This is a genomic window from Arsenicicoccus cauae (assembly GCF_009707125.1).
Lineage (GTDB): Bacteria > Actinomycetota > Actinomycetes > Actinomycetales > Dermatophilaceae > Arsenicicoccus > Arsenicicoccus cauae.
Genome location: NZ_WLVL01000046.1, coordinates 17,831 through 42,188, shown reverse-complemented (window position 1 = coordinate 42,188; position 24,358 = coordinate 17,831). Strand labels below are relative to the sequence as shown.

Here is a 24,358-nt window from a genome sequence, read left to right as displayed (position 1 = left end):
GGCGGGGGTGCTGGGCTCGCCGATCGCCCACTCCCTCTCTCCGGTGATGCACCGGGCGGCCTACGCCCACCTGGGGCTCGACGACTGGACCTACGACCGACGCGAGTGCGAGGCGGCGGCGCTGCCGGCGCTGGTGGCCGGGCTCGACCAGACCTGGCGGGGACTGTCCTTGACGATGCCGCTCAAGGAGGCCGCGCTGGCGCTGGCCACGACGGTCGACCCGGTCGCCGAGAGCGTCGGCGGCGCCAACACTCTCGTGCGGCGCCCCGACCTCGGCTGGGATGCCTACAACACCGACGTGCACGGCGTCCGCCAGGCGCTGGCGGACCACGACGTGACGGCGGCCCGCCACGTGCTCGTCCTCGGGTCCGGGGCGACCGCCCGCTCGGCGCTCGCGGCCGTGCGCGAGCTCGGCGCCCGCACGGTCGCGTTCGGCATACGGTCCGCGGTCCGTCCCGAGACCGGAGCCCTGCTCGACGAGCTGGACATCTCCTGGTCCGCCCACCCGCTGGGCGAGGTGACGACCCTGGCCCGCGACGCCGACCTCGTGATCGACACCCTCCCGGGGCGCGGCGCGGACGCCGTCGCCGCCCGGCTCGCGGAGGTGCCCCGGCTCCCGCCGCTCTTCGAGGCGATCTACGAGGACTGGCCGACGCCGCTCGCGCGGACCTTCGCCGCCGCGGGAGCTCCGGTCATCTCCGGCCTGGAGATGCTGGCCCACCAGGGCGCCCTCCAGGTCGAGCTGATGACGGGGCGCGCCGTGCCCGCGTCCGTGCTGCTCGACGCCGCGTCTGGAGCGTGGACGCAGCGCTAGCCGACCCGTCGCGGCGTGGGAGGATCCGAGACATGCTGCGTTGGTTGACTGCCGGTGAGTCGCACGGTCCCGCCCTGGCCGCCACGATCGAGGGCCTGCCCGCCGGGATCCGCGTGACGAGCGACGACATCGCCGGAGCCCTCGCCCGCCGCCGTCTCGGCTACGGACGCGGGGCGCGGCAGAAGTTCGAGCAGGACGCCATCGAGATCATCGGCGGACTCCGGCACGGCCTCACCCTCGGCAGCCCCGTCGCCCTGCGGATCGGCAACTCCGAGTGGCCCAGGTGGCAGACGGTCATGAGCCCCGACCCCGTCCACGCCGAGGCGTATGCCGCCAGCGACGACGTCAACGCGCCGAAGGAGATCGCGCGCAACAAGCCCCTGACCCGCCCGCGCCCCGGCCACGCCGACCTCGTCGGCATGCAGAAGTACGCGTTCGAGGACGCGCGCCCGGTGCTCGAGCGGGCGAGCGCCCGCGAGACGGCGGCGCGCGTGGCGCTGGGCGCGATCGCCGCGGCGCTGCTCGAGCAGGCGTACGGCATACGGCTGGTGTCGCACACCGTCGCGGTCGGCGAGGCCGGTGTGGCCGACGACGCCCCGGTGCCCGGCCCCGATGACGTCGCCGCCCTGGACGCCGACCCGGTGCGGGCCTTCGACCCGGCCGGGAGCGCCGCGATGGTCGCCGAGATCGACGCCGCCCACAAGGACGGCGACACCCTCGGCGGCGTCGTCGAGGTCGTCGCGGTCGGGCTGCCGCCCGGCCTCGGCTCGCACGTCCACTGGGACCGACGCCTCGACGCCCGGCTCGCCGCCGCGCTCATGGGCATCCAGGCGATCAAGGGTGTGGAGGTCGGCGACGGCTTCCGCACCGCCCGTCGACGGGGGAGCGCGGCCCACGACGAGCTCGAGCGGGACGACCAGGGCAGGATCGTGCGACGCAGCAACCGCGCCGGCGGCACCGAGGGGGGCATGAGCAACGGCGACACGCTGCGCGTCCGCGCCGCGATGAAGCCCATCTCGACCGTTCCTCGCGCGCTCGACACCGTCGACGTGACGGACCCCGACGCCCAGGCCACCGCGATCCACCAGCGCTCGGACGTGTGCGCCGTGCCCGCCGCCGGTGTGGTCGCGGAGGCGATGGTGGCGCTCGTGCTGGCCGAGGCCTGCCTCGAGAAGTTCGGCGGCGACAGCGTCGCCGAGACCGCGCGCAACTACCGTGCCTACCTCGACGCGATCCCGGAGGCGATGCGCTGATGATCGTGCTCGTCGGCTTCATGGGCGCGGGCAAGTCCACCGTCGGACGGCAGCTCGCGGCGCGCACCGGCCTGCCGTTCGTCGACAGCGACGCTGTGCTGGTCGAGCGCCTCGGCATGCCCATCCCGGAGTACTTCGCGGCGCACGGCGAGGCGGCGTTCCGGGAGGTCGAGCGCCGCACCGTGCTGGAGCTGCTGTCCGCGAGGGAGCCCTGCGTCCTCGCGCTCGGCGGCGGTGCGCTCGGCTCGCCCGAGGTCGTCGCCGCCCTCGGGGACCACCAGGTCGTGCACCTCGACGTCGACCTCGACGAGGCGTTGACGCGGGTCGGCGACCCCGCGGGGCGGCCGATGCTGCGCCGCCACGACGTGCCGCAGCTCTATGCCTCCCGGCGACCCGTCTACGAGCAGGCGGCGGACGTGGCGGTCGACACCACCGGCCGGGACGCCGCAGAGGTCACCGAGTCCATCATCCACGCCCTCCCGCGGCGCACGCGCCCGCAGGTCGTCCTGGTCGGTCCCCCCGGGTCGGGCAAGTCCGCCGTGGGCCACGCCCTGGCCGAGCTGCTCGGGGCAGGCTGCGTCGAGACCGACCGCGAGGTCGAACGCCTCGCCGGCACACCCGTGTCCGAGGTCTTCGTGGACCTGGGGGAGGCCCGCTTCCGCGAGCTCGAGCGCGAGGCGACCATGCAGGTGCTGGCGCGCGACGGCGTCGTCGAGATCGGCGGCGGTGCGATCACCGACCCCGCCGTGCGGGCGGTGCTGCACGACCACACCGTCGTCTTCCTCGACGTGGGCATCGTCGATGCCGCCAAACGCATCGGCTTCGACCAGAGCTCGTCCATGGTCGCCCTGCTCCCGCGGCGCTCCTGGATCCGCCACATGGAGGCGAGGCGTCCGCTCTACACCGAGGTCGCCACCTGGACCGTCGATACCGCCGGCCGCAGCGTCCAGGACGTCGCCGACCAGGTCGTCGAGCTCCTGCAGGGCGGCACCGCATGAGCGACGATGCCGGGACGGTCGGGACGCCGGGCCCGGACGACGCGACCGCGATCCCGGTCGGCGACGCCTATGACGTCGTGGTCGGGCACGATGTGCTGGACCGGGTCCCCGGACTGCTGAGGGCGGGCGTGCTGCGGGTGCTCGTCGTGTCCTCGCCCGCCGTCGAGACCTATGCCTCCGGTGTGGCCGGGGCCCTTGCGGCACACGGCCTGCAGGTCCACCGTGCCGAGGTGCCGGACGCCGAGACCGCCAAGTCCGCCGACGTCCTGGTGCGGCTCTGGTCGCAGCTGGGCCAGGCGGGCTTCACCCGGTCCGACGCGGTGGTGTGCGTCGGTGGTGGCACGGTCACCGACCTGGGCGGGTTCGTCGCCGCCAGCTGGCTGCGCGGCGTCGACGTCGTGCACGTGCCCACGACCCTGCTCGCCATGGTCGACGCGGCCGTCGGCGGCAAGACCGGCATCAACACCCCCGAGGGCAAGAACCTCGTCGGGTCCTTCCACGAGCCCCGCGGCGTCGTGTGCGACCTCACGACCCTCGCGACCCTCCCGCGGGCCCACCTGGCAGCGGGCCTGGCGGAGGTGGTCAAGGGCGGGTTCATCGCCGACCCGCGCATCCTCGAGCTCGTCGAGGCCTCGCCCGAGGCGGCCCTCGACGTCCACGGCGCAGTCCTGCGCGAGCTCGTGGAGCGCAAGATCCGGGTCAAGGCCGACGTCGTCGCGGCGGACCTGCGCGAGTCCTCGCTGCGCGAGATCCTCAACTACGGTCACACCTTCGGCCACGCCGTCGAGCAGGTGGAGTCCTATCGCTGGCGGCACGGCGACGCGGTGTCGGTCGGCATGGTCTTTGCTGCCGAGCTCGCCTGCGCCGCAGGGTTGCTCGACCGGTCCGTGGTCGAGCGGCACCGCCGCGTGCTCACCTCGGTCGGTCTGCCGACGTCGTATGCCGACGGCCGCTGGCCCGACCTGCTCACCGCCATGTCCCGCGACAAGAAGTCGCGCGGGGCCACCCTGCGCTTCGTCGCCCTGACCGGCGTCGGCTCGCCCACCCGCCTCGAGGGCCCGCGCGAGGAGTGGCTGCGCGCGGCCTACGACGCCGTCAGCGCAGGTCGTGGCGCCACGCGCCCGTGACCGCGTGGGTGCACCGGTCGCGGTGGACGTCGTGCAGGTGGTGCACCTGGGCGCTGAGCTCCTCTCCCGACCGCCCCGTCCAGCCGAGGCGCCACGCCCGGTTGGTGACGCTCAGGGTCTGCGCAGCAGGCCACCGTCGATGAGCCTGCTTGTCACAGGTGACGGTGCCAACGTCAGGTGACAGCCCGTGTCATCTCTGGCAAGTCCAGCGATCGCACGACGCCCCAGGTCCCAGGCCCCAGGCCCGGCGCGCCGCGCGGTCGCGGCCGACACCCGCGGCATGGTCAGAGCAGGCCGGCGTCGTGCATGCGGATGGCGATCTGGACGCGATTGTCCGCCTCGAGCTTGGTCAGCAGGTGGGTCACGTGGGACTTGACTGTGGCGACGGACAGGTAGAGCGAGGCTGCGATGCCGGCATTGGTGCGGCCCTCGCCGATGGCCAGCGCGATCTGGCGCTCGCGATCGGTCAGACCCGCCACCAGCGTCGAGGCGCGGCGCTGCCGCGTGTCGCTGGTGCGGGTGGACACCGCGTGGATGAGTCGCTGGGTCACGCTCGGCGACAGCATCGGCTCCCCGGCCCGGACGCGGTGGATGGCCTGCACGATCTGCGGTGGGGGAGTGTCCTTGAGCAGGAAGCCGCTCGCCCCGGCACGCAGGGCCCGCAGCACGAGGTCGTCGGCGTCGAAGGTCGTCAGCACGATCACCTCGGGGTGCCCGGGCCGGGCCACCAGGTGCTCGGTGGTCGTCAGCCCGTCCTGGCGCGGCATGCGGATGTCCATGAGCACCACCGCTGGTCGCAGCTCGCCGACGAGCCGCTCGGCCTCGAGGCCGTCCCCGGCCTCGCCCACCACGTCGATCGAGGCGTCACCGCCGAGCATGAGCCGCAGGCCCGCTCGCACGAGCGCGTCGTCGTCGACGAGCAGCACGCGCACCGGGTCGGTCATGAGTCCTCCTGGGGCCAGGGCAGATCCGCGCTGACACGATAGCCGCCGTCGGCGTCGGTGCCGTGCGTGAGCGCGCCGCCGACGATGGTCGCGCGCTCGGTGAGGCCGACCAGGCCGAGACCGGCGCCGCCGAGGGAGGCCGACGGCGAATGCCATACGGGCACGGGCTCGTTGGCTACCTCCAGGTGCAGGCCCGACCCCGGCTCGCCCCGCAGGACCACCTGGGTCCGGGCGCCCGGCGCGTGCTTGCGCACGTTGGTCAGGGCCTCCTGCACCATGCGATAGGCATGCCGACCGACCGCGACGGGGGGCTGCAGCCCGGACGGGACCTCGACCGTCAGGCTCGCGGGGAGCCCTGCGGCGCAGGCCTCCTCGACGAGATCGCCGATGTCGGTGAAGGTGGGCTGCGGCGCCTCGACGGCGTCCTGCGGCTCGCCGACCGGTGTGCTGCGCAGCACGCCGAGGATCTGACGCAGCTCGGTCAGGGCCTGCATCGAGGTGCCCTGGATGATCGTGGCCTCCTTGCGAATCTGCTCGCGGGACAGGTCGTCCCGGTAGGCGAGGGCACCGGCGTGCATGGACACCAGCGAGATCCGGTGGGCCAGCACATCGTGCATCTCGCGGGCGATGCGGGTGCGCTCGCCTCGCGCGCGGACGAGATGCGCTGTGCCTGCTCGCGTTCGGCGGTCTCTGCTCGCCACTGCCAGGTCGCGAACAGGTCGCGCCGGGCCCCGAGGTACAGGCCCCAGGCGATCTGGGCGGCGAGCACCAGCACCATCGTGGCGACGTTGAGCGCCGTTGGCATCGGATCGATCTCGGGGTAGATGCGGGACACGGCCAGCGACGCCAGCATGGCGACGACGCCCGCGAGGGCGATGCGCGGCCAGCGCCGCCGCGTGGCGACCGAGACGAGGGCGACCGAGGCCGAGCCGCCGCTCGATGTCGACACGGCCGTCATCGCCTGCAGCAGGACCGGCACCAGCAGCGGGGAGCGCCGGTGCAGCGGCAGCAGCACGAGGGACAGGACTCCCACGACGAGGTCGACGAACGGCACCCAGCTCGCCAGCGGGCGGGAGAACTGGGGATCGTTCGACACCAGGAAGAGCAGCGTGCCGGTCACCGCCGCGAGCAGACCCCGCCAGACGTGCCCCCACACCGAGATGGGAGCCCACAGGTCCCGGGGCGGACGGCTGCTCATGGCAGCAGCCTAGGAGCCGGGGGGCCTGGAGGCGTCATCCCTAGGTCGCGTCGACCCTGGCCGATGGTCGGTCGCGGTATGGCGGAAGGCCCGACGCGTCTCGCAGGTGCGGGCACCAGACTGGTGACCATGATCGAGATCGACCACCTGACCAAGAGGTACGGCGCGTTCACCGCCGTCGACGACGTGTCCTTCACGGCCCGACCGGGCGTCGTGACCGGCTTCCTCGGGCCCAACGGCGCCGGCAAGTCCACCGCCATGCGCATCATGTGCGGCCTGACCCCGGCCTCCTCGGGGGAGGCCCGGATCCTGGGGGCGCGCTACCGCGACCTGACCAACCCCGCCCTCCAGGTCGGCACCCTGCTCGACGCATCCGCCCAGCACGCGGGCCGCACGGGTCGCGAGGCCCTCACCCTCGCTGCGATCGCCATCGGCGCTCCTCGCACCCGCGTCGACGAGATGCTCTCGCTCGTCGGCCTGACGCCGGACGAGTCGCGCCGCCGGCTGCGCAACTACTCGCTCGGGATGCGCCAGCGCCTCGGCATCGCCGGCGCTCTGCTGGGCGACCCGCAGGTCCTGATCCTCGACGAGCCCGCCAACGGTCTCGACCCGCAGGGCATCCACTGGATGCGCGGCCTGCTGCGCGGGTTCGCCGACCAGGGACGCACGGTGCTGCTGTCCTCCCACCTGCTGCACGAGGTGGAGCAGACGGCCGACGAGATCATCATGATCGGCCGCGGTCGCATCGTCGCCCAGGGCGCCACCAGCGAGCTGCTTGCCGGGCAGGGGACCGTGGTGGCCTCGCTCGACGGGGCCAGGCTGGCGGAGGCGCTGCGCCGCGAGGGTCATGCCGTGAGCGGCGCGGCCGACGGCGAGCTGACGGTCGACACCGACGGCGAGACCGTGGGCCGCGTCGCCCTGCAAGCACAGGTGGTCCTCACGGCGCTCCGACCGGCGCAGGGTGCCGGGCTGGAGCAGATGTTCCTCGAGCTGACCGCGGGCGACGCGCGCGGCACCAACGGGCAGGAGGCTGTGGCATGAGCGCTACGACGACCCACCGCACGACCGGTCGCGACGAGAGCGGGCGCACCCCGGCGACCCGCGCCTCGGGCGGCCGCCCCGGCATCCCCTTCGGACGGCTGCTGCACGTCGAGCTGCGCAAGCTCGTCGACACCCGCTCCGGCCGGTGGCTGCTCATCACGATCGGCCTGGTGACGGCGGCGGCGATCGCCCTCGTCCTGGCCTTCGCCGAGCGCGAGAGCCTGACCTTCACGACCTTCCTCACGGCCACGTCAACGCCGCTGATGATGCTGCTGCCGGTGCTCGGGATCCTCACCGCGACCTCGGAGTTCTCGCAGCGCACCGGGCTGGTCAGCTTCACCCAGGAGCCGCGCCGGCTCAGGGTGGTGGCCGCCAAGGCCGTGGCCGGCTGCATCGTCGCGGTCCTCGCCGTGGCGCTGGCCGTCGCCCTCGCCGCCGCGGCCAACGGCCTGGCCATGACGGTCAAGGACGCGCCGGGGACCTGGCCGAGCAGCTGGGCCCTCGTCGGAGGCGTCCTGCTGGCCATGATCCTCAGCGTCCTGCAGGGCGTCGCCTTCGGTCTGCTGATCGTGGTGCCGGGTGCGGCGATCGCGGCGTTCTTCATCCTCCCGACGGTGCTGACGATCCTGACCGCCAGCGTGGCGTGGTTCCGGGGCTCGGCGCCCTGGATCGACCCGAGCCAGTCCACCGCGCCGCTGCTGTCCGGGTCGATGACGGGCACGGCCTGGCAGCACCTCGTCTCGTCGCAGGCGCTGTGGGTCCTGCTGCCCCTCGTGGTGGGTAGTGCGCTGCTGGTGCGGCGCGAGATCAAGTAGGGGGACGCCGGCACCGACGGCATACGGCTCCGGGCCGGTCATCTGCGGGGGGAGATGACCGGCCCGGTCGTTCGTGCGTGGCCGCGCTGCAGGACGAAGCCGATCAGGGCGCCGAGAAGGAGAGCGGTCAGGGCCACGGAGGAGGGACAGTCCATGAGTGACGCCAACTCCAAGCAGCACTCATGCAGTCCTGCGACCCAGGGTCGGACGCGACGTCGCCCACGACGCCCCGCCTGATCACTGCGCGTGGGCGCTCTCGGGGGCCTCGCCTCCCTGCGGTGCGGTGCGGTGCATGATCGCCGAGACCTCCGCGGCGAGCTGCGGCCCGAGCTCGCCCCACCCCGGCTCGTAGCCGTAACGCTCGCGCAGGGACACGCCGCCGCCGGTGCCGTCGAGGAGCTCCACGTCGTCCATCGTGATCAGGGCCGGGTGCAGCACGCCGCAGGCCTCGGCCACCTTGAGCAGGTCGCGTCGCACGGTCATGAGGTAGTTCGCCAGTCGGACCGACTTGAGGGCGGGGTCGATGCCGCGGGACAGCCAGGGGTTCTGCGTGGCCACCCCCACCGGGCAGGTGTCGGTGTGGCACTTCTGGGCCTGGATGCAGCCGATCGCCAGCATGGCCTCCCGCGCCACGTTGACCATGTCGCAGCCCATGGCGAAGGCCACCACCGCGTTGTCGGGCAGCCCCAGCTTGCCCGCGCCGATGAAGGTGATGTCGTCGGTCAGCCCCCGCTCGGCGAACAGCGCGTAGATCCGCGGGAAGCCCATCCGGAACGGGAGGGACACGGAGTCGGAGAAGGTCAGGGGCGCCGCGCCGGTGCCGCCCTCGCCGCCGTCGACGGTGATGAAGTCGACCCCGCGCGTGCGGTCGGTCATCAGCTCGGCCAGCTCCTGCCAGAACTCTAGGTTGCCGACCGCCGACTTGATGCCGACGGGCAGCCCCGTGCGCTCGGCGATGGTCTCGACCCAGTCCAGCAGGCCGTCCACGCTGTCGAACTCGCCGTGACGCGATGGCGAGATGCAGTCCTTGCCGACCGGGATGCCGCGGATCTCGGCGATCTCCTCGGTCACCTTGGCGGCCGGCAGGACCCCGCCCAGCCCGGGCTTGGCACCCTGGGACAGCTTGATCTCGATGGCCCGGACGGGCGCCGACCCGACCAGGGCCGCCAGACGCTCCAGGTCGAACCTGCCCTCCTCGTCGCGGCAGCCGAAGTAGGACGTGCCGATCTGGAAGACGAGGTCGCCCCCTTGGCGGTGGTAGGGGGACAGCCCGCCCTCGCCGGTGTTGTGCAGCGCCCCGGCCATGCCCACCCCCGCGTTGATGGCGCTGATGGCGTTGGCGGACAGGGACCCGAAGCTCATCGCCGACACGTTGACCACCGACTGCGGGCGGAACGCGTGCCGACGTCCGCGCGGACCCCCGAGGACCTTGGCCGACGGCAGCGGCGACTGCTCCGCCGGGTGGTCGTGGGTGGGCGGCGCGACGTCCGCGAACGTCCGGTGCTTGATGACCGCGTAGTTGGCGACCCGCTCCATGTCGTTGTCGGAGCCGAAGCCGAAGTAGTTGTTCTCCCTCTTGGCCGACGCGTAGACCCACCGCCGCTGATCCCGGGAGAACGGTCTTTCCTCGTCGTTGGCGGCGACGACGTACTGCCGCAGCTCCGGCCCGATCGCCTCGACGAGGAACCGGCCGTGGCCGATGACGGGGTAGTTGCGCAGCAGGGAGTGTCGTCGCTGCGTGAGGTCGTGGACGGCGACGCCGGCGATCGCGGCGAGGCCCCCGAGAGCGGCGGTCGTGAGCTTCATGACCCGAGTGTGAGCCCTGCCGCCGTCCGGCGCCCGGCGTCGGCGTGAACCGGCGATCTCCTGGGTGTGCGCGCACCCGGTAGACTGACGCGGAAACCCTGGTGATCCGAGGCGCTGCAGCGCGCCCCCCGACGACAGAGATGGACGGCCCTGTGGCAACGACCAACGACCTCAAGAACGGCATGGTGCTCAACCTGGAGGGCCAGCTCTGGTCCGTGGTGGAGTTCCAGCACGTCAAGCCCGGCAAGGGTCCGGCCTTCGTGCGCACCAAGCTGAAGTCGGTGATGACCGGCAAGACGGTGGACAAGACCTTCAACGCCGGCACCAAGGTCGAGACGTCCAACGTCGACAAGCGGACGATGCAGTACCTCTACAAGGACGGCAACGACTTCGTCTTCATGGACGGCAAGACCTACGACCAGCTCCACGTGAGCGAGACCGTCGTGGGCTCGGCCGCCGACTACATGCTGGAGAACCAGGAGGCGATCGTCGCCACCCACGAGGGCTCCCCGCTCTACGTCGAGCTGCCCGCCTCCGTGGTCCTGGAGATCACCTACACCGAGCCGGGCCTGCAGGGTGACCGCTCCACGGGTGGCACCAAGCCTGCCACGCTGGAGACCGGCGCGCAGATCGCCGTCCCGCTCTTCCTCGAGAGCGGCACCAAGGTCAAGGTCGACACCCGGGACGGTTCCTACCTGGGCCGCGTCAGCTGACGTGTCGGCACGAGGCAAGGCTCGCAAGCGGGCGCTCGACATCCTCTTCGAGGCGGAGTCGCGGGGCATGAACGCCGCCGACCTGCTCGCCGAGCGGCTCGCGTCGCCGGTCCGAGCGGGTCAGGACGACCACCCCGTCCCGGAGTACTCCACGACCCTGGTGCAGGGTGTCGTCCGGCACTGGGTGGCGATCGACGAGGCGCTGACGACCTACGCGCAGGGCTGGACCCTGGACCGCATGCCGGCGGTGGACCGCGCCATCCTGCGGCTCGGGACCTTCGAGCTGGTCTACGGCGACGAGGTGCCGGAGGGCGTGGCGATCGCCGAGGCCGTGGCGCTGGCGCGGGAGCTGTCCACCGACGAGTCCCCGACCTTCGTCAACGGTCTGCTCGGCCGGCTGCAGCAGGTCAAGCCCACCCTGGTCTGAGCTCGCCGACGAGAGCAGCCTGTATGCCGAAGGCCCGGCCCCACGAGGGGCCCGGGCCTTCGGCATACAGGCTGCGAAGATCAGGCCTCGGGGATGCCGCGGCGGGCGGCCGGGTCGAGGACGCCCCAGCCGACGAGCTCGTCGGCCAGCTGCGCGGGTGAGGTGTCGTAGATGACGGCCAGGGTGCGCAGGTCCTCCTGGCGGATGGACAGCACCTTGCCGTTGTAGTCGCCGCGCTGGGACTGGATCGTCGCGGCGTAGCGGGCGAGGGGGCCGGCGCGCTCGGCCGAGACCTGGGAGAGGGCCTCGAGGTCGATGATGAGCTTGGCGGGGGCCTCGGTGGCCGGCGCGACCTCGGAGTCGGGCATCAGCGCGGACACGGGGACGCCGTAGAAGTCGGCGAGCTCGGAGAGCCGCTGCACGGTCACGGCCCGGTCCCCACGCTCGTAGGAACCCACCACGACGGCCTTCCAGCGACCCTGCGAGCGCTCCTCGACCGCGTGCAGGGACAGGCCCTGCTGGGTGCGGATGGAACGCAGCCGGGACCCGAGGGCCTTCGCGTAGTCGCTGGCCATGACTGTCTCCGATCACGTAACTGTCTGTAACAAAGAGATGGTTACTCACGGTGATCCTCGCGGCAAGTGCAACCGCCGAAAGCCCACTGGTATTCATCCATATGGGCACATGATTGACTCTGAGCGATTGAACAATTCGATTGCGTCATCGTGGACGTGGTGGATGTGCGCCCGATTGGCCCCGCCCTGTCCGATTGTGACCGTGCGCGAGGGTTCTGCCGTCCGGCGGCACCGGCGGCACCGGCGGCACCGTCGGCACCGGCGGCACCGTCGGCCCGGGGCGCGGGGACGGCGGTCACGACCACCCCTCGCGTCCCGCTAGGATCGGGGCGATCGACATCCTTTAACGACGTCCAGCGAGGCGAGAAGGAGGTCAGACGCGATGACGCCTGCCCCAAAGACACCCCCCCAGTCATCCGACGACAACGGCACCGATGCCCGGATCGTCATGAGTGACAACGAGATCGCCCGGGCCCTGCGACGCATGGCCCACGAGGTTCTCGAGCGCAACAAGGGAGCGGAGGGCCTGGTCGTCCTCGGCATCCCCACCCGCGGCGTCCCCCTCGCCCGGCGCCTGGCCCGGACCATGGCCGAGGTCGAGGGCGCGGACGTCCCCGTGGGGGCGATCGACATCACGATGTATCGCGACGACCTGCGGCGCCGGCCGATCCGCCCCGCGGAGAAGCTCGACATCCCGTCCGACGGCATCGACGACAAGGTCGTCGTCCTCGTCGACGACGTGCTCTACTCCGGCCGCACCGTCCGCGCCGCCCTCGACGCGCTGGCCGACCTGGGACGCCCCCGCGCGGTCCGGCTCGCCGTGCTCGTCGACCGAGGCCACCGCGAGCTGCCCGTCCGTGCCGACCACGTCGGCAAGAACCTCCCCACCTCGTCCACCGAACGGGTCTCGGTGCTGCTCGCCGAGCGCGACGGCACCGACGAGGTCCGCATCTCCGGAGGCAACCGGTGAACAAGCACCTCCTGTCCATCAACGACCTGACCGCTGCGGACATCACGCAGATCCTCGACACCGCCGTGCAGATGCACGAGGTCCAGCACCGGGACATCAAGAAGTTGCCGACGCTGCGCGGGCGCACCGTCGTCAACTTCTTCTTCGAGGACTCCACGCGCACGCGTGGATCCTTCGAGCTCGCCGAGAAGTGGCTGTCCGCCGACTCGCTCAACATGGCCGGCAAGGGGTCGTCGTTGTCCAAGGGCGAGTCGCTGCGCGACACGGTGATGAACCTCCAGGCCATGGGCGTGGACGGCTTCGTGATCCGGCACATGTCCTCGGGCGCCCAGCAGCAGATCGCGTCGTGGGTCTCCGGCGTCGTCATCAACGCCGGCGACGGGACCCACGAGCACCCCACCCAGGCCCTGCTCGACGCCTACACGATGCGGCGCGAGCTGGGTGACCTCGACGGCCGTCACGTCGTGATCTGCGGCGACCTGCGCCACAGCCGCGTGTTCCGTTCCAACGTCCTGTGCCTGGCCAAGCTCGGCGCGACGGTCAGCGTGGTCGCGCCGCCCACCCTGATGCCGGACGGCATCCGGACCTGGGCCGAGCGTGATGGGTTCACCTGGTCCCACGACTTCGACGCGGAGATCCCCAAGGCCGACGTCGTCATGATGCTGCGTGTGCAGAAGGAACGCATGAGCGGCGGCTTCTTCCCCACGCCGCGGGAGTACATCGCGGGCTTCGGGCTCACGCCGCGGCGCCTCGAGCTCATGCGCGACGACGCGCTCATCTGCCACCCCGGCCCGATGAACCGCGGCCTGGAGATCTCCTCGGACGCCGCCGACGGCGCCCGCTCGGTCATCCTCGACCAGGTCTCCGGCGGCGTCGCCGTCCGCATGTCCGTGCTCTACCACCTGCTCGCCGGCGAAGGAGAGACCGCCTGATGTCCACCACCCTCATCACCGGTGCCAGCCTGCTCGGGGATCGCTCCGCCGACATCCTCGTCGTCGACGGCGTCATCCGCGAGATCGGCTCTGCCGCAGACATGTCCGTGGCCCAGGACGCCGTGGACGAGACGATCGACGCCGACGGGCTCGTCGCCCTCCCTGCGCTCGTGGACCTGCACACCCACCTGCGCGAGCCGGGGCGCGAGGACGCCGAGACCATCCGGACCGGGTCCGCGGCCGCGGCGGTGGGCGGCTACTCCGCGGTCTTCGCGATGGCCAACACCCAGCCCGTCACCGACACCCCGGAGAAGGCCGAGGAGGTCTGGCGCCGCGGGCGCGAGGCGGGCCTGGTCGACGTGATGCCCGTCGGCTCCGTCACCAAGGCGCTCGCGGGGGAGGAGCTGTCCGAGATCGGTCTCATGGCGCGCTCGCAGGCCCGGGTCCGGGTGTTCTCCGACGACGGCCGGTGCGTCCACGACAGCCGGCTCATGCGCCGCGCGCTGGAGTACGTCACGGCCTTCGACGGGGTGATCTCCCAGCACTCGCAGGACCCCAGGCTCGCCGACGGCACGGCCTGCTGCCACGAGGGCGAGCTGTCCGGGCGGCTGGGTCTGCCCGGGTGGCCGGACGCGGCCGAGGAGGTCGTCGTCGCCCGAGACGTGATGCTGGCCAAGCAGACCGGGGGGCGGGTGCACGTCGCCCACGTCTCGACGCCGGGCTCGCTCGAGGTCATCCGCTGGGCCAAGGGCAAGGGGATCGCGGTCACCGCCGAGGTGACCCCCCACCACCTGGTGCTCACCACGGACCTCCTGCAGGACTACGACACGGTCTACAAGGTCAACCCGCCCCTGCGGCCGAGCGAGTATGCCGAGGAGCTGCGCGCCGCCCTGGCCGACGGCACCATCGACGTCGTGGCCACCGACCACGCGCCGCACGTCGTGCACGACAAGGAGCACGCCTTCGCGGACGCCGCGTTCGGCATGCTCGGACTGGAGACCGCCCTGTCCGTGGTCAGCGACGTGATGGTGAGCACCGGGCGGATGTCCTGGTCCGACGTCGCGCGGGTCATGTCGACGCGGCCCGCCGAGATCGCCCGGCTGGCGGGGCACGGCAGGCCGATCGCCGAGGGCGAGCCTGCCAACCTCGTGCTCGTCGACCCCACGCGGTCTCTGACCGTGGACCGCGCTGCGAGCGCCTCGCTGTCGCGCAACAATCCGTGGCACGGGCGGACCCTCACCGGTGCCGTCCGCGCGACGATGCTGCGTGGGCGCATTACCGTCCGCGACGGCCGGCTCGCGTGACCCCCCTCCTCACACCTGAGCGGAGCATGTCGTGACCCTGCGCCTCGAACGCCAACCGGCCCTGCTGATCCTCGAGGACGGACGGACCTTCGCGGGTCGTTCCTACGGAGCGGTCGGCAGCACCGTCGGCGAGGCGGTCTTCTCCACCGGCATGACCGGCTACCAGGAGACCCTGACCGACCCCTCCTACCACCGTCAGGTGGTCGTCATGACCGCCCCGCACGTCGGCAACACCGGCGTCAACGGCGAGGACGACGAGTCGCACCGCATCTGGGTGTCCGGCTTCGTCGTACGGGACCCCGCGCTGCGCCCGAGCAGCTGGCGCAGCACGGCCTCGCTGGAGGGCGAGCTGGAGCGCCAGGGCGTCGTCGGGATCTGCGAGATCGACACCCGCGCCCTCACGCGCCACCTGCGCGAGCGCGGCTCGATGAAGGTCGGCATCTTCTCCGGCGACGTGGCCGACACCCCCGTGGAGCGGCTGATCGACCGGGTCGTCTCCCAGCCCGCGATGGCCGGCTCGGCCCTGGCCGCCGAGGTCAGCGCCGACGAGCCGTACGTCGTGCGCCCCGAGGGCGAGCCACGCTACCGCGTGGCGGCGCTCGACCTCGGTATCAAGGGCATGACGCCGCAGCGCATGGCGGAGCGCGGCCTCGAGGTGCACGTCCTGCCGGCGACCTCGACGTTCTCCGACATACAGGCCCTCTCCCCGGACGCGGTGTTCATGTCCAACGGCCCGGGAGACCCGGCCGCGGCCGAGCACGAGGTGGGGGTGCTGCGCGAGGTCCTGGGCGCCCGCATCCCCTTCTTCGGCATCTGCTTCGGCAACCAGATCCTCGGGCGGGCCCTCGGCCTCGGCACCTACAAGCTCAAGTACGGCCACCGCGGGATCAACCAGCCGGTGATGGACCTGTCGACCCGCAAGGTCGAGATCACCGCGCAGAACCACGGGTTCGCCGTCGACGCGCCGATCGGCGAGGACCTCGACACCCCCTTCGGGCGGGCGCGGGTGAGCCACGTCGGTCTCAACGACCAGGTGGTCGAGGGACTCGAGTGCCTCGACGTGCCGGCCTTCTCCGTGCAGTACCACCCCGAGGCGGCGGCGGGCCCGCACGACGCCGCCTACCTGTTCGACCGCTTCATCGACCTGATCGGCGCCGCCCAGCCTGAGGAGAACGCCCGCTGATGCCCCGCAACCCCGATATCACGAGCGTCCTGGTCATCGGCTCCGGCCCGATCGTCATCGGGCAGGCCTGCGAGTTCGACTACTCCGGCACCCAGGCCTGCCGCGTCCTGCGCGAGGAGGGGATCCGGGTCGTCCTGGTCAACTCCAACCCCGCCACGATCATGACCGACCCCGAGTTCGCCGACGCGACCTACGTCGAACCCATCACCCCCGAGGTGGTCGAGGCGATCATCGCCAAGGAGCGCCCGGACGCGGTCCTCGCCACCCTCGGCGGCCAGACCGCCCTCAACTGCGCGATGGCGCTGCACGAGGCGGGCGTGCTCGAGCGCTACGGCTGCCCGCTCATCGGCGCCAACGTTGAGGCGATCCAGCTGGGGGAGGACCGGGAGCGGTTCAAGGGCGTCGTGGAGCGCTGCGGTGCCGAGTCGGCCCGCTCGATCATCTGCCACACGATGGACGAGTGCCTCGACGCGGCGGGCGATCTCGGCTACCCGCTCGTCGTCCGGCCGTCGTTCACCATGGGCGGTCTCGGCTCCGGCTTCGCCTACGACGAGGCCGGCCTGCGGCGCATCGCGGGCGCCGGGCTGTTCGCCTCGCCGACCACCGAGGTGCTGCTCGAGGAGTCCATCCTCGGGTGGAAGGAGTACGAGCTCGAGGTGATGCGCGACCACGCCGACAACGTGGTGGTCGTCTGCTCCATCGAGAACCTCGACCCGATGGGCGTGCACACCGGCGACTCCATCACGGTGGCCCCGGCCCTGACGCTGACCGACCGGGAGTACCAGAACCTGCGCGACATCGGCATCGCCGTCATCCGCGAGGTCGGCGTGGACACCGGCGGCTGCAACATCCAGTTCGCGGTCAACCCCGAGGACGGGAGGGTCATCGTCATCGAGATGAACCCCCGGGTGTCCCGGTCCTCCGCGCTCGCGTCCAAGGCGACCGGCTTCCCGATCGCCAAGATCGCCGCCAAGATGGCCATCGGCTACACCCTCGACGAGGTGCCCAACGACATCACCCGGGAGACGCCGGCGTCCTTCGAGCCGACCCTGGACTACGTCGTCGTCAAGGTCCCGCGGTTCGCCTTCGAGAAGTTCCCGGCCGCCGACCCGACGCTCACGACCACCATGAAGTCGGTCGGCGAGGCCATGGCGATCGGGCGCAACTTCACCGAGGCCCTGCAGAAGGCCCTGCGGTCCCTGGAGAAGAAGGACGCGGCCTTCCACTGGCGCGGCGATCGGCCCGGTCGTGACCAGGGTGCCGCCTGGCTGGAGCAGGCCAGGACGCCGACCGACGGCCGCATCCTGCTCGTCCAGCAGGCCCTGCGCGCCGGTATGACGGTCGAGGAGGTCCACGAGGCGACCCGCATCGACCCGTGGTTCCTCGACCAGATCGAGCTGCTCAACGAGGTCGCCCGCACCATAAAGGGCTCCGAGACGCTCACTCCCGCGCAGCTGCGGCTGGCCAAGCGCCACGGGTTCTCCGACACCCAGATCTCCCAGCTCACCGGCATGACCGAGCCGGTCGTACGCGGGGTGCGCCACGCCCTCGGCGTGCGCCCGGTGTTCAAGACCGTCGACACCTGCGCCGCCGAGTTCGCCGCGCAGACGCCGTACTACTACTCGTCGTACGACGAGGAGACCGAGGTGCTGCCTCGGGACAGGCCCGCGGTGATCATCCTCGGCAGCGGGCCGAACCGCATCGGCCAGGGCGTCGAGTTCGACTACTCGTGCGTGCACGCGAGCTTCGCGCTGCGCGACCAGGGCTACGACACCGTCATGGTCAACTGCAACCCCGAGACCGTGTCGACCGACTACGACACCAGCAGCCGGCTCTACTTCGAGCCGCTGACGCTGGAGGACGTCCTCGAGGTCTACCACGCCGAGCGCGCCGCGGGTCCGGTGGCCGGCGTCATCGTCCAGCTGGGCGGGCAGACGCCGCTCGGGCTGGCCCAGGCGCTCAAGGACGAGGGGCTGCCGGTGGTCGGTACGTCGCCCGAGGCCATCCACCTCGCCGAGGACCGCGCCGCGTTCGGCCGGGTCATGCACGAGGCCCAGCTGCCCGCCCCCAGGTTCGGCACCGCCTACTCGGCCGCCGAGGCCCTCGAGGTGGCCCGCGAGATCGGCTACCCGGTCCTCGTCCGCCCCTCCTACGTCCTCGGCGGGCGCGGCATGCAGATCGTGTATGACGACCAGACCCTCACCGACTACGTCACGCGCGCGGCGCTGGCCAGCCCCGACCACCCGATCCTCGTGGACCGCTTCCTCGACGACGCCATCGAGATCGACGTCGACGTGCTCTACGACGGGCAGGAGATGTACGTCGGGGCGATCATGGAGCACATCGAGGAGGCCGGGATCCACTCCGGAGACTCCTCGTGCGTGCTGCCGCCGGTGACGCTGGGGCGCGCCGAGATCGACCGGGTCCGGGAGTCCACCCGCCGGCTGGCGGCCAGCATCGGGGTCCGGGGGCTGATGAACGTCCAGTTCGCCCTGGCCCAGGACATCCTCTACGTCCTCGAGGCCAATCCCCGGGCCTCGCGCACCGTGCCGTTCGTCGCCAAGGCGACCGGCGTCCAGGTCGCCAAGGCGGCGTCGCGGATCATGATGGGCGCCACCATCGCCGAGCTCCGCCGCGAGGGCCTGCTGCCGTCCGAGGGCGACGGCGCGTCCCTGCCGATCGAGGCCGGCACGGCGGTCAAGGAGGCCGTGCTGCCGTTCAAGCGGTTCGTCACGCAGGACGGGGAGTTCGTCGACACCATCCTCGGCCCCGAGATGCGCTCCACCGGCGAGGTCATGGGCCTCGCGGACGACTTCGGGACGGCCTTCGCCAAGAGCCAGCTCGGCGCGTTCGGGGGGCTGCCCTCGGAGGGGACCGTCTTCATCTCGGTCGCCAACCGGCACAAGCGCGCCATGATCTTTCCCTGCAAGCGGCTCGCGGACCTGGGCTTCCGGATCCTCGCGACCCAGGGCACGGCCGACGTGCTGCGGCGCAACGGGGTCCGTGCCGAGGCCGTGCGCAAGCACAGCGAGGGCCGTGGCCCGGCGGGGGAGCCGACCGTCGTGGACCTGATCCTCGACGGCGAGGTCGACATGGTGGTCAACACCCCCACGAGCCCGGAGGCGCGCGCCGACGGCTACACCATCCGCACCGCCACCACCAGCATGGACAAGCCCATCATCACGACGGTCCAGCAGCTCGCCGCCGCCGTGCAGGGCATCGAGTCGATGCGAGACGGCTCCGTGTCGGTGATCTCGCTGCAGGAGCACGCCGAGCGCCTGGCCCAGCACGGCGCCCACGCGGCCGGGTGAGCCGGCCCGTGGCCCGAGGAGACCGGGTGAGCACCCACCGACCGGAGGAGACGCCGTGAACCCGACCCCCTTCGGCACGCGGCTGCGCGCCGCCATGGACGCGCACGGCCCGTTGTGCGTCGGCATCGACCCGCACCAGCAGCTCGTGGAGTCCTGGGGACTGCCGTACACCCTCGCCGGGGTGGAGCGCTTCGCGATGACCTGCGTCGAGGCCTTCGGGGGGCAGGTGGCCTGCGTCAAGCCGCAGTCCGCCTTCTTCGAGGTCTTCGGGTCGCGCGGCGTGGCGCTCCTCGAGCGGGTCCAGTCCGGGCTGCGGCAGGCCGGCACCCTGACGATCCTCGACGTCAAGCGCGGTGACATCGGCTCCACCATGACGGCCTACGCCGAGGCCTTCCTCGGCAAGGACAGATCCGACGCGGTCGACGCGATCACGGTCTCGCCGTACCTCGGCTACGGCTCGCTGCGTCCCGCGCTCGACCTCGCCGCCGCAACCGGCCGCGGTGTCTTCGTGCTGGCGCTCACCTCCAACCCGGAGGGAGCGTCCGTGCAGCACGCGCGGGGCGCAGGGGGGCGCTCGGTCGCCGGGGAGGTCGTGGCGGGAGCCGCCGCGGACAACGCGGCGGCGAGGGAGTCCGGACGGCTCGGCTCGGTCGGGCTGGTCGTCGGTGCCACCGTCGGGACCGCCGTCCGGGACCTGGGCCTGGACTTGACCTCGATGGGGGGACCCCTGCTCGCCCCGGGCGTGGGGGCCCAGGGCGGCACGGCCGAGAGCCTTCGCCAGGTCTTCGGCGAGGCGCTGCCCCAGGTGCTTGCGTCCAGCTCACGCGAGGTCCTGTCGGCCGGGCCGGACGTGCCGGTCCTGCGCGAGGCCGCGCGACGGACGGGTCGGCAGATGCGCGCCCTGGTGGCCCTGTCCGGCTGAGCGGCACGAATGTGCGCGTCAAATGTCCGGATTCGTTCCCGACGATGTCGGACGGGGAGCTAGGCTCGTCACACGCCGCGCGGGCCCGGCCCCGCGTTGCGGCTGCGCTGGCCCCGCCAGTACGTTGTCCACAAGCATCACCGACCGGCGCTGGCCAGCCCGGTCCAGACCCACCGAGGAGACTCCTGTGGCCTTGCCGACCCTGACCCCCGAGCAGCGAGCCGAGGCACTGGAGAAGGCCGCCGTCGCTCGACGCGAGCGCGCTGCGGTCAAGAACCAGCTCAAGTACGGCCAGGGCTCGCTGCGCTCGGTCCTCGCCGAGGGCAAGTCCAACGACGTCATCGGCAAGATGAAGGTCTACGTGCTGCTGGAGTCGCTGCCCGGCGTCGGCCAGGTGCGGGCCCGGCAGATCATGGAGGAGGTCGGGATCTCGCGCACCCGACGCGTGCGTGGGCTCGGCGCCAACCAGATCGCGGCGCTGCTCGCCCGCTTCGAGAACTGAGCGCGATGCCCGAGGCCGCTGCGCCCGGCCCTCGACTGGTGGTCCTCGCCGGACCAACGGCCGTCGGCAAGGGGACGGTGGCGGCCTACGTCCGCGACCACCACCCCGAGGTGTGGTTGTCCGTCTCCGCCACGACCCGGGCCCCCCGCCCCGGCGAGCGCGACGGCGTCCACTACCACTTCCTGGACCGCGAGGAGTTCGAGCGCCGCCGCGACGCGGGGGAGTTCCTCGAGTGGGCCACTGTCCACGGGACGCACTTCTACGGCACGCCCCGCTGGCCCGTCGACGAGGTCCTCGCCGAGGGCCGACCCGCCCTCCTGGAGATCGACCTGCAGGGCGCCCGCCAGGTGCGCGAGTCCATGCCCGAGGCGCAGTTCGTCTTCCTCGCGCCCCCGAGCTGGGACGAGCTGGTGCGCCGGCTGGTCGGCCGGGGCACCGAGGACGAGGCGGAGCGAGCCCGGCGGCTGACCACCGCTCGGGCCGAGATCGCCGCCCAGGCGGAGTTCGACGTCACCGTCGTCAACGACGATGTTCGCCGCGCGGCCGAGGAACTCGTATCATTGATGAGATCCACCCATCGACTGAAGCGAGACTGACTGTGCCTGGCACCGTTGCTGCCCCCATCGGGATCACCAACCCGCCGATCGACGACCTGCTCCAGGTTGCGGACTCCAAGTACGCACTGGTCATCTACTCGGCCAAGCGCGCCCGGCAGATCAACGCCTACTACTCGCAGCTGTCCGAGGGTCTGCTGGAGTACGTCGGGCCCCTGGTCGAGACCCAGGTCCACGAGAAGCCCCTGTCGATCGCCCTGCGCGAGATCAACGACGGTCTGCTCACCTCCGAGCCCACCGAGGGCTGATCCGCCCCATGGCTGTCCACGGGGACAGCAACAGCGTCGGCCCCCGTCGCGTCGTCCTCGGCGTCGGCGGGGGCATCGCTGCCTACAAGGCCGCCTCCCTGCTGCGCCGCTTCACCGAGTCCGGACACGACGTGACCGTCGTCCCGACCGAGGCGGCGCTGCGGTTCGTGGGGGAGCCCACGTGGTCGGCGCTGTCCGGCAAGCGCGTCACCCACGAGGTCTTCGACGACGTCGAGCAGGTGCGGCACGTGCTGCTCGGCCAGCAGGCGGACCTGGTCGTCGTCGCCCCGTGCACCGCCAACCTGCTCGCCAAGGCGGCGCACGGCCTGGCCGACGACCTGCTGACCAATGTCCTGCTGACGGCGCGCTGCCCGGTGGTGCTGGCCCCGGCCATGCACACGGAGATGTGGCAGCACCCGGCGACGGTGGCCAACGTCGCTACCCTGCGCGCCCGTGGTGTCACCGTGATCGAGCCCGCGTCCGGGAGGCTGACGGGCTCGGACACCGGTCCCGGGCGGCTCCCCGAGCCCGATGACATCTACGCCGCAGCCGTCCGCGCGCTCGAGCCCGGGACGGACCCGCGCCAGGACCTCGACGGGGTGGTCGTCGTGGTCTCCGCCGGCGGCACCCGCGAGGCGCTGGACCCCGTCCGCTACCTCGGCAACCGGTCCAGCGGCAAGCAGGGGGTCGCGATCGCCGAGGCGGCGGCCGCGCGCGGTGCCGACGTCGTCCTCGTGGCGGGCGCGGTCGACATACGACTGCCCGACCATCCCCGCATCGTCACCCGCAGGATCGAGTCCGCCCTGGACCTGCAGGCTCAGCTGGCCGACCTGAGCAAGGACGCCGACGTGATCATCATGGCCGCCGCCGTCGCCGACTTCCGGCCACGGCACGTGGCCACGGCCAAGATCAAGAAGACCCACGGCCAGGGCGCCGACGGCGGGCCTGACGAGTCCGCCCCCACGATCGAGCTCGTCCGCAACCCGGACATCCTCGCCGAGCTCGTGCGCGAGCGGCACCGCCAGGGCGGCCAGGTGCCCTACATCGTGGGCTTCGCCGCCGAGACGGGGGACGCGGAGCACTCCGTGCTGGAGCTCGCCCAGGACAAGCTGCGGCGCAAGGGCTGCGACCTCCTCGTCGTCAACCAGGTCGGGGTCGGCGTGACCTTCGGCCAGGACGACAACACCGTGACGATCCTGCGCCGCGACGGGGGCGCGCCCGTCACCGCGGGACCCACGACCAAGACGCGCGTCTCACACGCGCTCCTCGACGTCATCGCCACCGAACTGCGGCGCTAGACTCCCGGCAACTGCCGTCCATGTGCTGAGGAGCAACACGTGTCGCGTCTGTTCACGTCCGAGTCCGTGACCCAGGGCCACCCCGACAAGATCTGCGACCAGATCTCCGACTCGGTCCTCGACGAGATGCTCCGGCAGGACCCTCGCTCGCGGGTCGCGGTCGAGACCATGGTCACCACAGGCCTCGTCCACGTCGCCGGCGAGGTCACCACCGAGGGGTATGTCGACATCCCCCGGATCGTGCGCGACACCGTGCTCGCGATCGGCTACGACAGCTCCACCAAGGGCTTCGACGGGCAGTCCTGCGGCGTCGAGATCTCCATCGGCCAGCAGAGCCCCGACATCGCCCAGGGCGTCGACACGGCCTACGAGTCCCGCACCGGCGCGGTGGACGCCCTCGACAAGCAGGGTGCCGGCGACCAGGGCCTGATGTTCGGCTACGCGTGCGACGACACGCCCGACCTCATGCCCCTGCCGATCCACCTGGCGCACCGCCTCTCCGAGCGCCTCACCGAGGTCCGCAAGGACGGGACGCTGCCCTACCTGCGTCCCGACGGCAAGACGCAGGTCACGATCGCCTACGACGGTGACCGCGCCGTCCGCGTGGACACCGTGGTGCTGTCGACGCAGCACGCCACCGACATCTCCCTGGAGGGGCTGCTCCAGCCCGACATCGTCAAGCACGTCTTCGAGCCCGTGCTTGCCGAGCACGCCGACGGTCTCGACGTCGAGGGCTACCGCACGCTGGTCAACCCGACCGGACGCTTCGAGATCGGCGGGCCCATGGGCGACGCCGGCCTGACCGGGCGCAAGATCATCGTCGACACCTACGGCGGCATGGCGCGCCACGGCGGCGGCGCCTTCTCCGGCAAGGACCCCTCGAAGGTCGATCGCTCCGCCGCCTACGCGACCCGCTGGGTCGCCAAGAACGTCGTGGCCGCGGGGCTCGCCCGCCGGTGCGAGATCCAGGTCGCCTACGCCATCGGCAAGGCCCAGCCCGTCGGGCTGTACGTCGAGACCTTCGGCACCGAGAGCGCCCCGGTGGAGGCGATCCAGCGGGCCATCACCTCGACCTTCGACCTGCGCCCGGCCGCGATCATCGACGACCTCGACCTGCTCCGGCCGATCTACGCCCGCACCGCGGCCTACGGCCACTTCGGCCGGACCGGCGGCGACGACGGCGGCTTCACCTGGGAGCGGACGGACCGCGTCGAGGCCCTGCAGCGCGCCGTCCGCGCCTAGGGCGTGTCCCGCTGATGCGGGTAGCGTGACGGCGCGGAGGGCCGCCACCAGGTAGGGACCCTCGACGAACGCCCGGCCGAGGAGCTCGCGAGCACCGCCCAGGTGTTGGGGATGAAGGTCA

24 protein-coding genes are annotated in these 24,358 nt (G+C 72.0%); 19 read left to right on the top strand and 5 right to left on the bottom strand.

Annotation, left to right across the window (positions count from 1 at the left end):
• The first annotated feature begins 7 nt into the window (after positions 1-7).
• The 4 genes from GGG17_RS14610 to aroB are packed head-to-tail and all read left to right on the top strand — an operon-like array spanning position 8 to position 4,192.
• Positions 8-814 carry a shikimate dehydrogenase gene (locus GGG17_RS14610; RefSeq protein ID WP_311966724.1) on the top strand — a complete coding sequence of 269 codons (807 nt, stop codon included), beginning with the start codon at positions 8-10 and terminating at the stop codon, positions 812-814.
• A gap of 32 nt (positions 815-846) precedes the next feature.
• Complete coding sequence (gene aroC / locus GGG17_RS14605) at positions 847-2,067, top strand: chorismate synthase (protein ID WP_154594430.1); 1,221 nt, start codon at positions 847-849, stop codon at positions 2,065-2,067.
• Complete coding sequence (locus tag GGG17_RS14600; RefSeq protein WP_154594429.1) at positions 2,067-3,065, top strand: shikimate kinase; 999 nt, start codon at positions 2,067-2,069, stop codon at positions 3,063-3,065. The genes aroC and GGG17_RS14600 overlap by 1 nt, the downstream gene beginning before the upstream one ends.
• Positions 3,062-4,192 (top strand): 3-dehydroquinate synthase, encoded by a 1,131-nt coding sequence (aroB, locus tag GGG17_RS14595; protein ID WP_154594428.1) that lies wholly within the window; start codon positions 3,062-3,064, stop codon positions 4,190-4,192. The genes GGG17_RS14600 and aroB overlap by 4 nt, the downstream gene beginning before the upstream one ends.
• Positions 4,193-4,476: 284 nt before the next feature.
• On the opposite strand, the gene GGG17_RS14590 is transcribed toward aroB, so the two are convergent.
• The 3 genes from GGG17_RS14590 to GGG17_RS16705 are packed head-to-tail and all read right to left on the bottom strand — an operon-like array spanning position 4,477 to position 6,334.
• Positions 4,477-5,136 (bottom strand): response regulator, encoded by a 660-nt coding sequence (locus GGG17_RS14590; RefSeq protein WP_154594427.1) that lies wholly within the window; start codon positions 5,134-5,136, stop codon positions 4,477-4,479.
• Positions 5,133-5,720, bottom strand: a complete 588-nt coding sequence (locus GGG17_RS14585; RefSeq protein ID WP_375804529.1) for a sensor histidine kinase — start codon at positions 5,718-5,720, stop codon at positions 5,133-5,135. Before GGG17_RS14585 ends, GGG17_RS14590 begins: the two co-directional genes overlap by 4 nt.
• Positions 5,618-6,334, bottom strand: a complete 717-nt coding sequence (locus GGG17_RS16705; protein ID WP_230083047.1) for a hypothetical protein — start codon at positions 6,332-6,334, stop codon at positions 5,618-5,620. Before GGG17_RS16705 ends, GGG17_RS14585 begins: the two co-directional genes overlap by 103 nt.
• A gap of 129 nt (positions 6,335-6,463) precedes the next feature.
• Between GGG17_RS16705 and GGG17_RS14580 the strand changes: the two genes are divergently transcribed.
• Complete coding sequence (locus GGG17_RS14580; RefSeq protein ID WP_230083046.1) at positions 6,464-7,375, top strand: ABC transporter ATP-binding protein; 912 nt, start codon at positions 6,464-6,466, stop codon at positions 7,373-7,375.
• Positions 7,372-8,190: an ABC transporter permease gene (locus GGG17_RS14575; protein WP_154594425.1), complete on the top strand. Its 819-nt coding sequence runs from the start codon at positions 7,372-7,374 to the stop codon at positions 8,188-8,190. The genes GGG17_RS14580 and GGG17_RS14575 overlap by 4 nt, the downstream gene beginning before the upstream one ends.
• Positions 8,191-8,427: 237 nt before the next feature.
• Here GGG17_RS14575 and GGG17_RS14570 read toward each other — a convergent pair whose 3' ends face one another.
• Entirely contained in the window at positions 8,428-9,996 is a 1,569-nt protein-coding gene (locus tag GGG17_RS14570; RefSeq protein ID WP_154594424.1) for an FMN-binding glutamate synthase family protein, read from the bottom strand.
• Between the two features lie 152 nt (positions 9,997-10,148).
• Between GGG17_RS14570 and efp the strand changes: the two genes are divergently transcribed.
• On the top strand, positions 10,149-10,709 hold the full coding sequence (gene efp, locus GGG17_RS14565; protein WP_288798332.1) for an elongation factor P: 561 nt from the start codon (positions 10,149-10,151) through the stop codon (positions 10,707-10,709).
• Position 10,710: 1 nt separating this feature from the next.
• Complete coding sequence (nusB, locus tag GGG17_RS14560; RefSeq protein WP_288798331.1) at positions 10,711-11,136, top strand: transcription antitermination factor NusB; 426 nt, start codon at positions 10,711-10,713, stop codon at positions 11,134-11,136.
• Positions 11,137-11,216: 80 nt separating this feature from the next.
• On the opposite strand, the gene bldD is transcribed toward nusB, so the two are convergent.
• Positions 11,217-11,711, bottom strand: a complete 495-nt coding sequence (bldD, locus tag GGG17_RS14555; RefSeq protein WP_154594422.1) for a transcriptional regulator BldD — start codon at positions 11,709-11,711, stop codon at positions 11,217-11,219.
• A gap of 382 nt (positions 11,712-12,093) precedes the next feature.
• Here bldD and pyrR point away from each other — a divergent pair, with 382 nt between their 5' ends.
• From pyrR to metK, 11 genes are all read left to right on the top strand, one after another.
• Positions 12,094-12,681, top strand: coding sequence for a bifunctional pyr operon transcriptional regulator/uracil phosphoribosyltransferase PyrR (gene pyrR / locus GGG17_RS14550; protein WP_154594421.1), 588 nt, complete (start codon positions 12,094-12,096; stop codon positions 12,679-12,681).
• Entirely contained in the window at positions 12,678-13,613 is a 936-nt protein-coding gene (locus tag GGG17_RS14545; RefSeq protein ID WP_311966723.1) for an aspartate carbamoyltransferase catalytic subunit, read from the top strand. The genes pyrR and GGG17_RS14545 overlap by 4 nt, the downstream gene beginning before the upstream one ends.
• Positions 13,613-14,917: a dihydroorotase gene (locus tag GGG17_RS14540; RefSeq protein ID WP_154594420.1), complete on the top strand. Its 1,305-nt coding sequence runs from the start codon at positions 13,613-13,615 to the stop codon at positions 14,915-14,917. The genes GGG17_RS14545 and GGG17_RS14540 overlap by 1 nt, the downstream gene beginning before the upstream one ends.
• A gap of 31 nt (positions 14,918-14,948) precedes the next feature.
• Positions 14,949-16,100 carry a glutamine-hydrolyzing carbamoyl-phosphate synthase small subunit gene (gene carA / locus GGG17_RS14535; protein WP_375804528.1) on the top strand — a complete coding sequence of 384 codons (1,152 nt, stop codon included), beginning with the start codon at positions 14,949-14,951 and terminating at the stop codon, positions 16,098-16,100.
• Positions 16,100-19,411: a carbamoyl-phosphate synthase large subunit gene (gene carB, locus GGG17_RS14530; RefSeq protein ID WP_154594419.1), complete on the top strand. Its 3,312-nt coding sequence runs from the start codon at positions 16,100-16,102 to the stop codon at positions 19,409-19,411. The genes carA and carB overlap by 1 nt, the downstream gene beginning before the upstream one ends.
• A gap of 55 nt (positions 19,412-19,466) precedes the next feature.
• Positions 19,467-20,333, top strand: coding sequence for an orotidine-5'-phosphate decarboxylase (gene pyrF, locus GGG17_RS14525; protein WP_311966722.1), 867 nt, complete (start codon positions 19,467-19,469; stop codon positions 20,331-20,333).
• A gap of 187 nt (positions 20,334-20,520) precedes the next feature.
• On the top strand, positions 20,521-20,835 hold the full coding sequence (mihF, locus tag GGG17_RS14520) for an integration host factor, actinobacterial type (RefSeq protein ID WP_019286116.1): 315 nt from the start codon (positions 20,521-20,523) through the stop codon (positions 20,833-20,835).
• Between the two features lie 5 nt (positions 20,836-20,840).
• A complete protein-coding gene (gmk, locus tag GGG17_RS14515; protein WP_154594418.1) occupies positions 20,841-21,431 on the top strand; it encodes a guanylate kinase in 591 nt (196 codons plus the stop codon).
• 2 nt (positions 21,432-21,433) lie between these two features.
• Complete coding sequence (gene rpoZ / locus GGG17_RS14510; protein ID WP_019286114.1) at positions 21,434-21,697, top strand: DNA-directed RNA polymerase subunit omega; 264 nt, start codon at positions 21,434-21,436, stop codon at positions 21,695-21,697.
• Between the two features lie 8 nt (positions 21,698-21,705).
• Positions 21,706-22,995: a bifunctional phosphopantothenoylcysteine decarboxylase/phosphopantothenate--cysteine ligase CoaBC gene (coaBC, locus tag GGG17_RS14505; RefSeq protein ID WP_154594417.1), complete on the top strand. Its 1,290-nt coding sequence runs from the start codon at positions 21,706-21,708 to the stop codon at positions 22,993-22,995.
• A gap of 39 nt (positions 22,996-23,034) precedes the next feature.
• A complete protein-coding gene (gene metK, locus GGG17_RS14500; protein ID WP_311966721.1) occupies positions 23,035-24,237 on the top strand; it encodes a methionine adenosyltransferase in 1,203 nt (400 codons plus the stop codon).
• Positions 24,238-24,358: the final 121 nt, after the last annotated feature.